This window comes from Cupriavidus sp. FW305-F7 (assembly GCF_058782875.1).
This window is the reverse complement of record NZ_JBYSYC010000062.1, coordinates 26,407-40,997: the sequence shown is the minus strand read 5'-3', so window position 1 is coordinate 40,997 and position 14,591 is coordinate 26,407. Positions and strand designations below refer to the sequence as shown.

At 67.5% G+C, this 14,591-nt stretch carries 11 protein-coding genes and 1 pseudogene; 8 read left to right on the top strand and 4 right to left on the bottom strand.

Annotation, left to right across the window (positions count from 1 at the left end):
* Nucleotides 1-75, top strand: a pseudogene (locus AC3WL8_RS35780) (IS200/IS605 family transposase); the annotation flags it as partial.
* Nucleotides 76-119: 44 nt separating this feature from the next.
* Here the strand turns inward: AC3WL8_RS35780 and AC3WL8_RS35775 are convergent.
* Complete coding sequence (locus tag AC3WL8_RS35775; protein WP_249221259.1) at nucleotides 120-437, bottom strand: hypothetical protein; 318 nt, start codon at nucleotides 435-437, stop codon at nucleotides 120-122.
* A gap of 235 nt (nucleotides 438-672) precedes the next feature.
* Here AC3WL8_RS35775 and AC3WL8_RS35770 point away from each other — a divergent pair, with 235 nt between their 5' ends.
* The 6 genes from AC3WL8_RS35770 (at nucleotide 673) to AC3WL8_RS35745 (ending at nucleotide 7,314) form a co-directional block, all read left to right on the top strand.
* The gene (locus AC3WL8_RS35770) at nucleotides 673-1,467 is read left to right on the top strand and encodes a hypothetical protein (protein WP_211980955.1); all 795 of its coding nucleotides are present in this window, start codon (nucleotides 673-675) and stop codon (nucleotides 1,465-1,467) included.
* Entirely contained in the window at nucleotides 1,464-2,858 is a 1,395-nt protein-coding gene (locus AC3WL8_RS35765) for an MFS transporter (protein WP_153954348.1), read from the top strand. Before AC3WL8_RS35770 ends, AC3WL8_RS35765 begins: the two co-directional genes overlap by 4 nt.
* Before the next feature lie 89 nt (nucleotides 2,859-2,947).
* Entirely contained in the window at nucleotides 2,948-3,976 is a 1,029-nt protein-coding gene (locus tag AC3WL8_RS35760; RefSeq protein ID WP_492379856.1) for a TGS domain-containing protein, read from the top strand.
* Between the two features lie 167 nt (nucleotides 3,977-4,143).
* A complete protein-coding gene (locus AC3WL8_RS35755; RefSeq protein WP_013956269.1) occupies nucleotides 4,144-4,431 on the top strand; it encodes a GYD domain-containing protein in 288 nt (95 codons plus the stop codon).
* Between the two features lie 509 nt (nucleotides 4,432-4,940).
* Complete coding sequence (locus AC3WL8_RS35750; protein WP_013956268.1) at nucleotides 4,941-5,234, top strand: hypothetical protein; 294 nt, start codon at nucleotides 4,941-4,943, stop codon at nucleotides 5,232-5,234.
* A gap of 79 nt (nucleotides 5,235-5,313) precedes the next feature.
* A complete protein-coding gene (locus AC3WL8_RS35745) occupies nucleotides 5,314-7,314 on the top strand; it encodes a thioredoxin domain-containing protein (RefSeq protein WP_211980954.1) in 2,001 nt (666 codons plus the stop codon).
* Between the two features lie 16 nt (nucleotides 7,315-7,330).
* Here the strand turns inward: AC3WL8_RS35745 and AC3WL8_RS35740 are convergent, their stop codons facing one another.
* Nucleotides 7,331-11,242, bottom strand: coding sequence for an ATP-binding protein (locus AC3WL8_RS35740; protein ID WP_492379855.1), 3,912 nt, complete (start codon nucleotides 11,240-11,242; stop codon nucleotides 7,331-7,333).
* Nucleotides 11,243-11,502: 260 nt separating this feature from the next.
* Between AC3WL8_RS35740 and AC3WL8_RS35735 the strand changes: the two genes are divergently transcribed.
* Nucleotides 11,503-12,876 carry a tetratricopeptide repeat protein gene (locus AC3WL8_RS35735; protein WP_211980952.1) on the top strand — a complete coding sequence of 458 codons (1,374 nt, stop codon included), beginning with the start codon at nucleotides 11,503-11,505 and terminating at the stop codon, nucleotides 12,874-12,876.
* Nucleotides 12,877-13,297: 421 nt separating this feature from the next.
* Here AC3WL8_RS35735 and AC3WL8_RS35730 read toward each other — a convergent pair whose 3' ends face one another.
* Both AC3WL8_RS35730 and AC3WL8_RS35725 read right to left on the bottom strand, forming a co-directional pair.
* Nucleotides 13,298-13,666, bottom strand: a complete 369-nt coding sequence (locus tag AC3WL8_RS35730) for a hypothetical protein (protein ID WP_013956264.1) — start codon at nucleotides 13,664-13,666, stop codon at nucleotides 13,298-13,300.
* The gene (locus tag AC3WL8_RS35725; protein WP_153954353.1) at nucleotides 13,663-14,577 is read right to left on the bottom strand and encodes a DUF2950 domain-containing protein; all 915 of its coding nucleotides are present in this window, start codon (nucleotides 14,575-14,577) and stop codon (nucleotides 13,663-13,665) included. The genes AC3WL8_RS35730 and AC3WL8_RS35725 overlap by 4 nt, the downstream gene beginning before the upstream one ends.
* Nucleotides 14,578-14,591: the final 14 nt, after the last annotated feature.

Here is a 14,591-nt window from a genome sequence, read left to right as displayed (position 1 = left end):
TTCGCAGGGAACTGCGGCGGTGCGCCCATCGAGATCATCCGCCAATACATTGAGCAACAACAGACGCCGCATTAGCCCCCGAAAGGACGCCGACGGCGTCCGCGCTATCCTTCTCCGGCCTAAAGGCCGAGGCTTGCCGCGCACCTGGTCAATTGGCTCGACGGCTGGGACGACAGCGCCCGCCAGTTCGCGAGATTGACCTCGCCGTCCAGGGACAGTACCAAGCGGCTGGACAGCTGCCACTGCACGATATCGTCCCAGCGCGCGGCCACTTCGTATTTCTCAACGCCGTGGCCGTTGTCGCGGCCATAGCCGCCCTGCATCGAGAAGGTTGCCGCGCCGGCGGCGGCCGGCAGCACGCACAGGCAGACAGCAAAGGAAACGGCGGTCGCAAGGTGCGCCAGCCGGGTTGATGGGGTTGCGTTCTTCACTGACATCCGTGGGTTTCGGGCAGCGTCGAGGTGTATCGCGGCGCTGCCACTTTATTTTGATCACGGCGCTCGAAGATAGCAGCCCTTCAAATTTGCGGAAGCCTGCCGGAAGCGAACACAGTGTTCCAATGCCGGAACAATGCGGCATCACAGCCAAAGCATTGGCCAAGCAACAGACAATTGTCGAAACTTGGTAGTACGCGGCTATCACAAGGCCGTCCACAAGCGGAAGGAGGCCATCATGCGCGCCTGCCGACAAGCCCGCCCTGCCGCCAGGGCAGCAGCAGTCTGGCTGCTGGTGACGGCCATGGCCACCGCGGCCTGGCTGCTGCCGCGCATCGCGCAGCCTCCGCAATACCATCGTTATGCCGACCCTTATGTCTGCTTCGGCACGCCCCACTGCCTCGACATCGGCTCCAATCTGCTGTTCCTGCTCGCGGGCGCGGCCGGCCTGCGCTATCTGGGCACCACGGCTGCCAGCCGCGCCTTCATCGCGCCGGCCGAGGCCTGGCCTTACCGGCTGCTTTTCTTTGCCGTCTTCCTGGTTGGCCTGGGCTCCGCCTATTACCACCTTGCACCGGACAACCAGCGGCTGGTGTGGGACAGGGCCCCGCTGGCGCTCGCGCTGATGTCCTGGCTGGGCGCCAACCTGTGCGAGCGGGTCAGCCTGAAGGCCGGCTTGCGGCTGCTGCCGCTGCTGCTGATCGCGGGGCCGGCCAGCGTCGGCTACTGGGCATGGAGCGAAGCCCGAGGCATCGGAGACCTGCGCCCTTATCTCCTGGTTCAGGCGTGGGCCATGCTGGTGGTGCCGCTGCTGCTCTGCCTCTATGCGCCGCGCTACACTGGCGACTGGGATGTGCTGGCCATCACCGGCTGCTATGTGCTGGCCCTGGCTTGCGATGTGCTGGATCACCAGATCGCCGCGCTCACCGGGCTGGTCAGCGGGCACACGCTCAAGCACGTGTTCGCAGCGCTGGCCGTCTATGGCGTCCTGCTTCGGCTGAAGCGGCGCCGCATCGTGGAGGAAGGAACATGACCGTGCCCCAAGCGGGTGGCCACGCTCGCGAGCCCCGCGTGCCCTCTGCCCTGGGCGTCGACGTACGGCCGCGCGAAGTGTGGGCATGGGCCATGTACGACTTTGCCAATTCGGGCTACACCACGGTGGTCATCACCGCGCTGTTCAATGCCTACTTCGTCGCCGTGGTGGCCGGCAACGCGCCCTGGGCCACGCTGGCGTGGACCGCGGCGCTTTCCCTCTCCTATGCGCTGGTGGTGCTCAGCGCGCCGCTGGTCGGCGCCTACGCCGACCTGCGCGCAGCCAAGAAGCCACTGCTTGCGGTGACGACGGCGGGTTGCGTGGTGTTCACCGCACTGCTCTATTTTGCGCAGCCCGGCACCCTTGGCATCGCCATCCTGTGCGTGGTCCTGTCCAACTTCTTCTTCGGCAGCGGCGAAAACCTGATCGCCGCCTTCCTGCCATCGCTCTCCACCACCCGCGCCCTGGGCAGGGTATCGGGCTGGGGCTGGAGCCTTGGCTATATCGGTGGCCTGTCCACGCTGGGCGCCTGCCTGCTCTATGTCAACTGGGCCAGCGCGCGCGGCCAGGTCGCCAGCCAGTTCGTTCCCGTCACCATGCTGATCACGGCAGCCATCTTTGCCGTGGCGAGCCTGCCGACCTTCCTGCTGCTGCGCGACCGCGGCGCGCCACAGGTCGCCGCGGCCGCGCCGGCTGGCGAACGGGCCATCGGCACGGCCTGGGCCAGGGTATGGCAACGCCTGGGCCAGCTGCGCCAGTTCAAGGACCTGCGCCGCTTCCTGCTGTGCACCCTGTTCTACCAGGCCGGCATCCAGGCGGTGATCACGCTGACCGCCATCTACGCCAACCAGGCCATGGGCTTCACCATGCGGCAGACCCTGACCCTGGTGCTGGTGGTCAATCTGACGGCAGCGGCCGGCGCCTTCCTGTTCGGCCATGTGCAGGACCGCATCGGCCACGTGCGCGCCATTGCCCTGACGCTGCTGGGCTGGATCCTGACCATCATGCTGGCGCGCGCCGCGCGCGAAGCGCCGCTGTTCTGGCTGGCCGCCAATGTGGCCGGCCTGTGCCTGGGCGCCGCCCAGTCCGCCGGACGGGCCATGGTGGGGCTGCTGGCTCCGCCCTCGCGCGCGGCCGAGTTCTTCGGGCTCTGGGGCCTGGCGGTCAAGCTGGCCTCGATCGCCGGGCCACTGACCTATGGCATGGCAAGCTGGCTGACGGGCGGCGATCACCGGCAGGCGCTGCTGGTCACCGGCAGCTACTTCGTGGTCGGGCTGGGCCTGCTGTGCGGCGTCAACACCGTGCGGGGCCGGCGGGCAGCCTTGCGCGCTGAGCGAATGGTCGGGCTGGAGACCGGGTACGGCGCCGCTGCCGGCCCCGCTTGCCATTAGCAGCACGGACGGCAGACTAGAATGAAACTGCCCTTTGGCGATTGGATCGCTCTTTCGGCTTCCGGACGCTGAAGCTCTGGCGACAGCCCATGCCAGCAAACCTCACTCCAGAGTACAAGCAGGCCGAACAAGCCTATCGGCTGGCACGCCAGCCGCGCGAGCAGCTCGAATGCCTGAAGGAGATGCTCCGTGTCATCCCGAAACACAAGGGGACGGAGCGTCTGCAGGCCGATATCAAGTCGCGGATCAGGGAACTCACCCAGGCATCCGCGGGCCACGGGAAGGCCGCTCACAGAGGGCCGGCACATGCGGTGCATCCAGAAGGCGCGGCGCAGCTCTGTCTGATCGGCCCGCCCGGCGCGGGAAAATCCAGCCTGCACGCAAGGCTGACAGGATCGGGCAACGAGGTCGGGCCCTACCCCCACCCTACGCAGTTTCCGATTCCCGCCATGTTGCCGTTCGACGACATTGCTTTTCAGCTGGTGGATCTGCCACCTGTATCAGTCGAATTCATGCAACCCGGGCTCACCGACATATTGCGGGCGGCAGACGGCGTACTGCTCGTGGTCGATCTGAGCGCGCCAGACTGTACAGAACAGTTGGCGCTGATTCTGCGGCGCCTCGCCGAGGCAAAGATCATCCTGTCGGAGCGCTGGCCGGGTCAGGCTGACAGCCCTGGGGCGACGGCGGAAGCGGCGGCTGACCCGTTCAGTGTTCACCTCCCTGCGCTGCTGCTGGCCAACAAGACTGATCTCGCCAAGCCGGAAGACGCGGCCGTGCTCGAAGACCTGCTCGGTGTACATTTTCCGGCGCTCGCAACCTCGGCAACCGGCGGGCGCGGACTGGCCGAGGTCGGTCCGTTCCTTTTCAGGGCTCTGGGCATCGTGCGTGTCTACACCAAGGCACCCGGGAAACCCGTCGACCAGCGTCGGCCTTTTACGATGCGCCGCGGCGACACCGTGCTGGATGTCGCCCTGCAGGTGCACCCTGATCTCGCGCGTACGTTCAAGTTCGCCCGCATTTGGGGGAGTGGCAAGTTCAGCGGCCAGCAGGTGGGCACCGATCATCCGGTAGCCGATCGAGACGTGGTGGAACTGCATTCGCAGGCGCATGGCTGATCAAAGCCATGGCCGCAGGGAGTTCGTTGATGGCCCGGCCCACGGGGCCCTGGGGACAGGTCGCAGCAGGGGGGCGCCGATGACATAGACTGAAAGACCTGCGGCCGGTTGTTCCCGCATGACTGCCGTGCCGATTTGCGGAGCAATTTCTTGCACGGAGGTATGCCATGACTACATACGTCATCCTCAGCCGTCTCGCTCCTGACGCGTTCACGGACCCCAGGGACATGAAGAAACTCGCCGCCACGGTGGCCGAGAAAATCAAGGCCGAATGCCCTGCAGTCACCTGGAAGGACAGCTATCTGACACTCGGGCGCTTTGACGTCGTGGACATTGTCGAGACGGACGACCTGAAGCAACTCGAGCGGGCGGCGTTGATCATCCGGGGCTACGGACACGCCGCGACCGAGACGCTGCAAGCGACGCCGTGGGACAAGTTCATCGCGGCCCTGTAGCGCAGCTCGCTGGACCAGGCTGCTCGCGCGGCGGCACAGCCAGATTCAGGTTGACCTGACCGTCGGCTGCCCTATACTTAAAGTGCTGACTGAGACACGCTTGAGTAAAGCGAAGGTAGGTCAGCGAAACGATCATGTTTCCTGGATGATCTGCCAGATGAAGCGTGATCGTGCAGGCCACATATGCCTGCAGGTCCGGACCGGATCATAAGTTGCTGACCCGGTTCGGACGCACCCGATTGTTGGAAGCACTGAGCACCTGTAGAAGGTGCTCTTTTTATTTGTGGCTCCTTTTATTTGTGGCGTATCAGGGCGACGTTGACCACTCGCCTCGCGGGCCTCGCTGGTGACATGCCGGCAGGCACTGTAACTTGCATTGCCCCGGGCAGTTTTTTTTGCCACAGTCGCCTTAACCGATCGCAGTCCCTGGTCGGCAAACCGTCCGGCAATGCAAAACTGGACGGATCGGATCAGAGCGGTAGCGGATCCGAACTGAAACAAGGAGTCGCATGCGCGCTCGCTCACGCCCTCCGAACGCCGGCTACCGCTGGCTGTGGCAGCTGTCTGCAGCCGGCTGGGGGCACTGCGGCCTGGCCTATGTCAGCGGCGCGCTGCTTGCACCGCGCTGGTGGCCCGCAAGGGAGGCTATGCCCCTGCGGGACCGGTACTCTTCGCGGCGCACGGCGCTGGTGCTGTACACCTTCGCCTATCGTGGCGGTGGGGCACCCCCCGGCACCACGCCACCGCGCGATGGCTTTACCTGGCGATACCAGTACTGGTCACCAGGGGTTGGGGTGGCCTGATGCCGGAAACCCGCCACGCGCTTGCCGGGCGCCCTGTTCTGCGCCACAGTTGTCCCACCGGCCCAGGCTGGAGACCAGGATGACAAACCGGCTCGCCACAGAAACCTCGCCTTACCTCCGGCAACACGCGGATAATCCGGTCGACTGGTATCCCTGGTGCGAAGAGGCGTTTCGCCGTGCGCGCGACGACGACAAGCCGGTCCTGCTTTCGGTCGGCTACGCGACCTGCCATTGGTGCCACGTGATGGCGCACGAATCGTTCGAGAATCCCCGGATCGCCGCCCTGATGAACGAGCGGTTCATCAGCATCAAGGTCGACCGGCAGGAGCGTCCCGACCTCGACGACATTTACCAGAAAGTCCCCCAGTTGATGGGACAGGGCGGCGGCTGGCCGCTGACGGTATTCCTGACGCCGCAAGGAGAGCCTTTCTACGGTGGCACCTACTTTCCGCCGGATGACCGCTACGGCCGCCCTGGGCTCCCGCGCGTGCTGCTGAGCCTGAGCGAAGCCTGGAGGCATCGCCGCCAGGAACTGCGCGACACCATCGAGCAGTTTCAGCGGGGGTTCCGGCACCTGGACGAAGGGGTCCTGAGCCGTGAAGACGCGGAACAGGCCGCGGAAGTCCAGGACCTGCCCGCGCAGACAGCCCTCGCCCTCGCGCGCAATACGGACCCGACCCATGGCGGCCTGGGCGGAGCGCCCAAGTTTCCCAACGCAAGCGCGTACGACCTCGTGCTGCGCATCTGTCAGCGAACGCATGAACCCGCGCTGCTTGATGCGCTGGAGCGCACGCTCGACGGCATGGCGGCCGGCGGCATCCATGATCAGCTCGGCGGTGGGTTTTCCCGCTACAGTGTCGACGAACGCTGGGCCGTGCCCCACTTCGAAAAGATGCTTTACGATAACGGCCAGCTCGTCACACTCTACGCCAACGCCTATCGCCTGACCGGAAAGCAAGCCTGGCGCCGCGTATTCGAGGGAACGATCGCGTACATTCTGCGAGACATGACGCACCCCGACGGCGGCTTCCATGCCGGCGAAGATGCCGACAGCGAAGGCGAGGAAGGCCGCTTTTATGTCTGGACAGCGGCCGAGGTAAAGGCAGTCCTGGGCGAATCAGAGGGGGCCCTGGCGTGTCGCGCCTACGGCGTGACCGAAGGCGGGAACTTTGAGCCCGGCAGATCGGTGCTCCACCGTGCCGTCACGCTGACTCCTCTGGAGGAGGCACGGCTGGAAGGCTGGCGCGAGCGGCTGTTGGCAGCACGCGCCCGGCGCGTGCGCCCCGGCCGCGACGACAACATTCTCGCCGGGTGGAACGGTCTCATGATCCAGGGACTCTGCGCGGCTTACCAGGCAACGGGCAACCCCGCACACCTCGCCGCCGCAAGGCGTGCCGCCAGCTTTGTCCAGGACAAGCTCACCATGCCGGACGGCGGTGTGTATCGGTACTGGAAGAACGGCACAGTCAAGGTGCCAGGGTTCCTGGAAGACTATGCCTTCCTGGCCAACGCGCTGATCGACCTCTACGAATCCTGCTTCGACAGGAGATACCTCGATCGCGCCGCCGAACTCGTGACGCTCATCATCGACAGGTTCCGGGGCGACGGGCTGTATTTCACGCCCAATGATGGCGAGCCATTGATACACAGGCCCCGCGCTCCGTACGACGGCGCCTGGCCGTCTGGCATTTCAGCCAGCGTGTTCGCCTTCCTGCGCTTGCATGAACTCACCGGCGAGGATCGCTATCGTGACCTCGCCGAGCACGAATTCCAGCGTTACCGTGCTGCCGCCACCGCGGCCCCGGCCGGCTTCGTGCACCTCCTGGCCGCCGCGGACTTCGCGCAGCGCGGCGCGTTCGGGATCATTCTTGCCGGCGACAAGGCGGCGGCCGCCGCCTTGGTGGAAAGCGTTCACCGCACCTATCTTCCGGCACGCGTGCTGGCATTCGCCGAAGACGTTCCCGTCGGCCAGGGGCGGCTCCCGGTCGACGGCCGGCCGGCAGCCTACGTGTGCCGACATCGCACCTGTACCGCGCCCGTGACCAGCGGCCAGGCGCTCCTTGAACGCTGCGTGGGGTGACGGTGAGCCCTTTCGATCAGGACAGGCCAGATGCGTCCTGCCCGATACGCGATGTCGCTGTCAGCCGCTCCAGTGCCGCATCGATGGCACCCAGGGATTCATTCAGACCGGCCGCGTGTGCCTCGTCCCTGAGCAGCCGTAGCCGGGCCCAAAGCGGCGGCGTGCTCGCACCACCCTCTTCCCGTCCGGCGCAGATCAAGGCGCGACCCCTGCGGATCAGGAAGTCTCCCCAGGGGCACGGCTCAGGCCGCATGTAATCCTGCAGCGCTGCCAGGTAGCGTTCGGCTTCCTGCCACCGGCGCGCCGCCAGTGAAACGTCGATCGCAGCTTCGAGCAGATCGACGTGGCAATGGCTCACGCAGCCCTGGGCCAGCATGGCCTCGCCCTGGCGCAGGGCGTCGAGCTGCTTGTCCGGATCGCGCGTGGTGCGCGCGAGGAACGCGAGCACGGTTGGCCCTGAATACCGCACGCCGCTGGCGTGGCTCAGCTGCAGTGCCTCGTCGAGCAGGGACTCCGCCTCCTGCACCTGGCCGAGCGCGCCGATGGCCAGGCCAAGCCGGGCCAGCGCTTCCGCCTCGAAGCGCCGGGCCTCCAACCGGCGCGTCAGTGCCAGTGCCAGCCGCGCGTGCGCTTCGGCACGCGGCCAGTCGCCGGCGAGCTGTGCGGTCGATGTCATCACGTCGTAGGCGAGCATCTCGCTGCGCGCATCGCTGATGCGCCGCGCCAGGCGCAGTCCTTCCTCGCAGCTGGCCTGCGCGGCCGCAAGTTCGTTGCGGAACAGTTCCACCGCGCCCACCATCGGCAGGTTGGCACATTCGATGCGGATGAAGCCGTGTGCCCGCGCCAGCTCGACGCAGCGGACAAAATGCGCATGCGCGGTCAGCATGCGGCCCTGCTGGTAGTACGCATCACCGAGGCCGCCCAGCGCACGCGCCTCGCCCAGCACCGATCCGCCCGCCCTCGCATGGCCGAGGGCGCGCTGGTGGGCGGCGAGGCACTCTTCCATGTCGCCCTTCGGGAAATAGAGATTGCCGCGCAGTGATTCGATCTCGGCCAGGCGCTCGTGCTGGCCCGGCGCGGCAGCGGCCTGCTCCGCCTCGCGCAGCGCCGCCAGGGCTTCGTCATAGCGGTCGAGCAGGCGCAAGGCGGCCGCCGTGCCAAGCCACACCCGGGCCCGCTGTGCCGCATCGCTCGCCAGCAATTGCGCTTGCCGGAAAGCCTGCAGCGATTGCGTCGGCAGGCCAAGGTCAAGTGCCAGCTCGCCGTGCAGGCAGGCAAGCGTGTGCCTGCAGGCGTCGCCGCTATCCAGGCGCTGCGCACGCTCGACCAGGCGCAATGCGCGCTCGCCGCGGAAGTGCGCCGCCTCATGCCGCGCCGCGGCGGCATAGGCTTCGGGCGCGCCGGGATCGCCTGCGGCATCCAGGTGCTCGGCCATCAGCGCCGGGTCCCGGCCTTCATACCAGGCGGCCGCGCGCCGGTGCAGATTCTGTCGCCGCGACTTGAGCAGCGACGCGTACACCGCCTCATGGATCAGCGCGTGCATGAACAGATAGTCTTCGCCTTCCGGCCGGGCCATGGCCTCTTGTACCAGGCGCTCGCAAGCGTACGCGGGATCCTCGAGCAAACGCCGCAGTGCGGCCGGGCCAAAGCGCTGGCCCAGTACGGCAGCGGCCTGCAGCGCCTGGCGGTCGGCGGTAGAGAACCGGTCCATCCGCGCCAGCACAATGCTCTGCAGCGTCCCGGGCAACTCGTCCGCGCCCGCCTCCGCGCCGCGCAGCAACTGGTCGAGAAACAGCGGATTGCCCTCGGCCCGGCGAATGCAGGTAGCGGCCACGGCAGGATCGACCTGCCGATGGCAGGCTGCCAGTTCGTGCGCCTCGGCATCGTCGAGCGGCCCGAGGTCGATGGTGGTCAGCGATGCCCCCTGGCTGCTCGCCCGCCAGGCCACATCGAGCGGGTCATGCTCGGGACGTACGGTCAGCACCAGGATCAGCGCATGGCTGCGGGTTGCCGCGGCCAGCTGCGCCAGGCAATCGAGCACCGTGCGCTCGGCCCAGTGGACGTCGTCGACCACGATCAATTGCGCGCGCACCGCACTGCGGCGGGTGGCCAGCGTCACCATCAATCGCTGTGCGCCGCGTTGCCGGCTGGCGGCGTCCATCGCGGCCAGTGCGGCGGCCTGCTCCCGGGACTGGGGCTGCTCGAACATGTCGCGGGCGAACACAAGCTCATCCTCGCCGAGTTGCCAGGCCGCGAGCGCTTGCGCGATGACCGCGCCTGTCGCTTCTTCGGCGGCGGCGCCACCCGCGCCCGTGCGAGGCGCGACGCCCAACAGACTGCGCGCGAGCAAGCACAAGGGATCGCCGCCGCTGCCGGCGCCGAAGTCGAGCACCAGCGCCCGGTGTGCCTCCAGGCCATGCTCGCGCGCCAGCGCGACGAAGCGGTCGGCGAGCCGGCTTTTGCCGATGCCGGCCTCGCCACGGATCAGCACGACCCGGCCATGGTCGGAACGCAGGCAGCTGTCGGCAACGCCGGCGAGCTGGGCCAGCTCCGCTTGCCGCCCGACGAAGGCGTGCTGCGCCGGCGCCTGTTCCACCCCGAGAAAGCGCCACACGCGCCAGAGCGGAATCGGTTCGGCCGCTCCGGGGAGCACGGCGTGCGCCACGCAGTCCGCTTCCAGGCGTCCGGGCAGCGCCTGGTAGACCCGATTCGACACCATGGTTGCGCCAGGCTCGGCCCGCTCCATCGCCTGCGAGGCCACGCTAACCGGCCCGCCGGTCAGCGTCATGCCGCTTTCGCCGCAGGCGGCCAGCACCTGGCCGCTGGCCAGGCCTACGCGCGCCAGCAGCCTGGCGTTGGCGGATTCCGCCAGCCGCGCCAGACCGGCATGCAGCGCCCCGGCGGTATGCAGGGCGCGCTCGGCGTCGTTCCCATGCGCCACCGGAACGCCAAACACGATGGTCAGCCGGGTGCCGATTTCATCGGTGATATGACCGCCGCAGGCGCTGGCCAATGCCCTGGCATGCTGGCGCCAGCGCGCAAGGGCAGCGTGCAATGGCTCGGGCTCCAGGCCAACGCTGCTATCGTCCAGGCTGGCTATCAGGACCACTGCGTGGCGCAACTGCGGCTCGGCAGCGATTACGGCGGACGCAGGTGGCACCGCGGCACCGTCGTCACCAGCCGGCATGCCAGCCACCGGCTCGCGACGGGCCCGCAGCATTGCCTGGTACAGCGCCTCGGTCTCGGGCTCGGGCGATACCCCGAGTTCGCGTTGCAGCGCCGCCCGGCACAAGCGGTATTGCTTGAGCGCCAGCGCCTGCCTGCCCTGGCGTTCATACAGCCGGATCAGCGCCCGGTGCACGCTTTCCTGCAGCGGATCGAGCGCAAGCAGGCGGGTGGCACTGGCGATGGCCTGCTCCGTCTCGCCGGCCTGTTCATGGTGCGCCAGCAACCTGGCCATGACCGCCAACACCACGCCGCGCAGACGTTCGCGTTCGATCGCCAGCCAGTGGTCGAACGCCGGCGCGGCGGCATGAAAGCCCTCCAGCAAGTCACCCCGGTACAGCACCGCGGCGCGCGCCAGCGACGCGGGCGTGGCTTCACGGGCAAACTGCTCGAACTCGCACACGTCGACCTCGATTTCGCCGAGCGTCACGCTGTCGCCTTCTGCCAGCACCACGTGCTGGCCAGCCTCTTCCAGCGCGCGCCGCGCCGCACTGAGCGCCTGGCGCAGGCTGCTGCGCGCCTGCTCGGCATTGCTTTCGGCCCAGCACAGTGCGGCCAGCTTGTCGCGCGGCTGGGCGCGCCCTTGTGCCAGCGCGAGATAGGCCAGCACTGCGCGCGCCTTGCGGGCAGTCAGCGGAATCGGCGTTCCGTCTGCGGAACTCAGCTGGAAGCCGCCGAACAGGTCAAGACGGGCGCGGGCCATGATTTGGAATCCTGAAAGCCCATCCTTTATAGGCGACGGCACAGCATCACGCGCGCCTCGCCGGCGCAAAGATATGAAGCCGGTACTTCCCGGCCTGCCGCTATTTTCACGCTTCTTTCACGCTGGATTGCCGGGCCCGTTCACGCCCGCTGCCTAGTATGACCACAACCCCGGGCCGCGTGGCTCCGACATAGCGGACGAACAGGGGCTGCCATCGAGCGAGGCAAGGGCTGCCTCGGTCACACTGGAAGGATTGCGTCATGACACATACTGACTCGCGCGGTGTTTCGGTCTCGAGCACCAACACCAACTCGCTGGAGCGCTTCGAAGCCGCCCTGGAATTGCTGCATGGCTACTACGGCGACCCGCTCACGGTGATCGACCATGCCCTGGCCGACGATCCGGGCTTCGTGATGGGCCATGCCTTGCGCGCGGGGATGATGATCACGGCTGGCGACGGCGCCGTGGAGCCGATGCTCAGGCAGAGCGTCGAGGCAGGCGAAGCGCGGTCCGCCAGCGCCAACGAGCGCGAGCGCCGGCATATCGCGGCGGCACGCGCCTGGCTGGACGGCCACTTCGCGCGCTCGATCCAGCTGTACGGTGACATCGTGGTCGACTATCCGCGTGACAGCCTAGCGCTGCAGATCGCCCATATCGGCGACTTCCTGCTCGGGCAGTCCACCCTGCTGCGCGACCGCATCGCCCAGGTGCTGCCGCACTGGAATACGCGCGTACCCGGCTTCGGCTATGTCCTTGGCATGCATGCGTTCGGTCTTGAGGAAACGAACTTGTATGAGCAAGCCGAGGAACGCGGCCGCTTCGCGCTGGAACTGAATCCGCGCGATCCCTGGGCTATTCATGCGGTCGCCCACGTGATGGAAATGCAGGGCCGCCAGGATGAAGGCATCGACTGGCTGAGCGGGCGTGCTGCCGACTGGTCGCAGGACAATATGATGGCCGTGCACAACTGGTGGCACCTGGCGCTGTTCCATCTCGAACTCGGCCATACCAGGCAGGTACTGGACATCTACGACGCGCACATCCGCGAGCACCACTCCGCGGTGGCGCTGGAGCTGATCGATGCCTGCGCCATGCTGTGGCGCCTGCACCTGCGCGGCATCGACGTGGGCGCGCGCTGGAACGAAGTCGCCGACACCTGGCAGGCGCGCGGCGCCGAAGGCTACTACGCCTTCAACGATACCCACGCCGCCATGTCCTATCTTTGCGCCGGGCGCGACTGTGCACTGGATGGCCTGCTTGCCGGCATGCGCGCGGCGGCAGGTGGCAGTGGCTCCAACGCGATGATGACCCGCGAGGTCGGCCTTCCGGTGACCGAAGCCCTGCTCTCTTTCTCGCGGCAAGACTACGACCACGCCATCGGTTTGCTGCTGCCGGTACGCCAGATCGCGCATCGCTTCGGCGGCAGCCACGCCCAGCGCGATCTCATCAACCTGACGCTGATCGAGGCGGCGTTGCGAGGCCAACGCGCCAACCTGGCCTGCGCGCTCGCAGCCGAGCGCATGGAGCTCAAGCCGATGAACCCCAGCCTGAGCAAGCTGGTGCAGCGCGCTTCAGCGCTCCAGCGCGAAGCGGCGGACGGCCACGGGGAGGCGGTCGCGGCGAAGGTGGCGTGACGCAAGCCGGCTGGCCACGTGCCAAGCCCAGGCCTTTGTCGCCGGCACCTGGGCCGGCCGACAATGGCCCATGAGCGGATAAAAAAAATGAGGACGCTTGCCTTGGCTCATGCCGAGCCCAGGCAAGCCGCCCCAAAGCGCTCCCTCGATCGTCAGGGCGCCATCAGCGCAGGTTGCTGCGCTCGGTCGGCGTCAACTGGCTCAGTTGCGCCTCGCTCAACGCTGGCGGCCGAGGCGATCGCGCAGCGGCCCTCGAACCAGCTCGGCCTCTATAACGAGGCGGCCACCAGCCATCGCATGGGCAACAACCCCTTTGGCACGTCGGTGAATCCGCAGCGCCCGGCCAGTCCGGCGCCGGGGGCGCCGGTCATTCCGCGCGCGCAGCCTTGAGTGGTTGGCGGCAACGGCGGCGCAGCGCGCCTCAGCGGCCCATGCGCGCGTCGTAGCTGCGCGAGATGCGCTCTAGCAGGCGGGGATCCGACGGGTCGGTGCCGTCGAACTGCACCCGCACCGTGCCGTCGGCCTGGCGGCGCACGCTGGCCCTCACCGGCAGGTTGTTGCGGGTTCCTTCCACCGTGCCGGCCACGGCATCCTCCGTGTTGATCGCCACGCCCTGGTCGCGCATGGCGCCGGCGGCCGCGGCGAAGGCGCGGTCGTAGCGGCTGGGCTGCAGGCCCGGGTAGGTGGTCGGAACCACCTCGGCAGGGTAAGGGTAGGGATAGCATGCCGTCAGCACCGGCACTGCGGCGAACACGGCAACGCCCGCCAGGATCCGGAGCCCATGCTTCATGGCGTCACCTTGCTCCAGCCAGGGCCGGGATCGAAGGTCTTGATCGCCGCGGCCTTGCCGGCACTGTCGGTGCCCAGGTCGCGTTCATAGACCTGGCCATCGTGGCTGACCATGAAGCTCTTCACGCCGGTATCGCCATACCGCACCGGCCAGGCCAGCACGGCGAAGCCGCCGAACAGCTTGCCATTGACGACATAGTTGTACGCGCCGCCGGGTGCGGTGGGCCCCTGCGCGGTCAGCAGCTTGTAGTGATAGCCGTAGTAGCCGCCCTGCCCCGGGTTGCGCTTGCCGGCGGTCAGGAATGCGGCCCCGAGCGGGCTGGGCGGCTTGCCCTCCGATGTCGGCCAGTACAGCCCGTCCTGCTTGCCCGGCGTACTCGCAAGCTTGCCTGCGTAGGCCAGCAGGCCGTCGCCGTCATGATCGGTCCGGGCGTATTCGCGCTGGGCGTCATAGACCGCGAGCATGGCCTGGATCACCGCGAGTTCATTGCGGCCGATGCGGCGTATGCGCATCTCGTCGACCCCGGCACGCGTATCGAACTGCCAGCCCTTCGATGTCTTCACCAGTGGCACTGGCAGGGTCCAGCCGTCATTGCCTACGGCGATGCGGGCATGGCTGCCCTCTGGCTGGACCGCATGCGAGATCCGCCAGGCCTCGAGAAAGCGGTACCGGATGTCGGCGCCGACTGGCGGGATCAGGTCGTGGATCCTGGCGCCCAGCAGCACCTTCATGGCATCGTCGTCGCTGATGGCGACCGCCTCGCCAAAGGCGTTCATGGCGGCCTCGGGGGTTTTGAAGGACTTCTGCGCGTGCGCGGCGTGCATGCCGGCAACGGTCAGCGCGAGCGCAAACGCCAGCGCGCAGGCCAGGCGGCCAGGCAGGGATCGGGCAAGGCTTAGTGGTGACGTCATGATCGAGGCTCCCT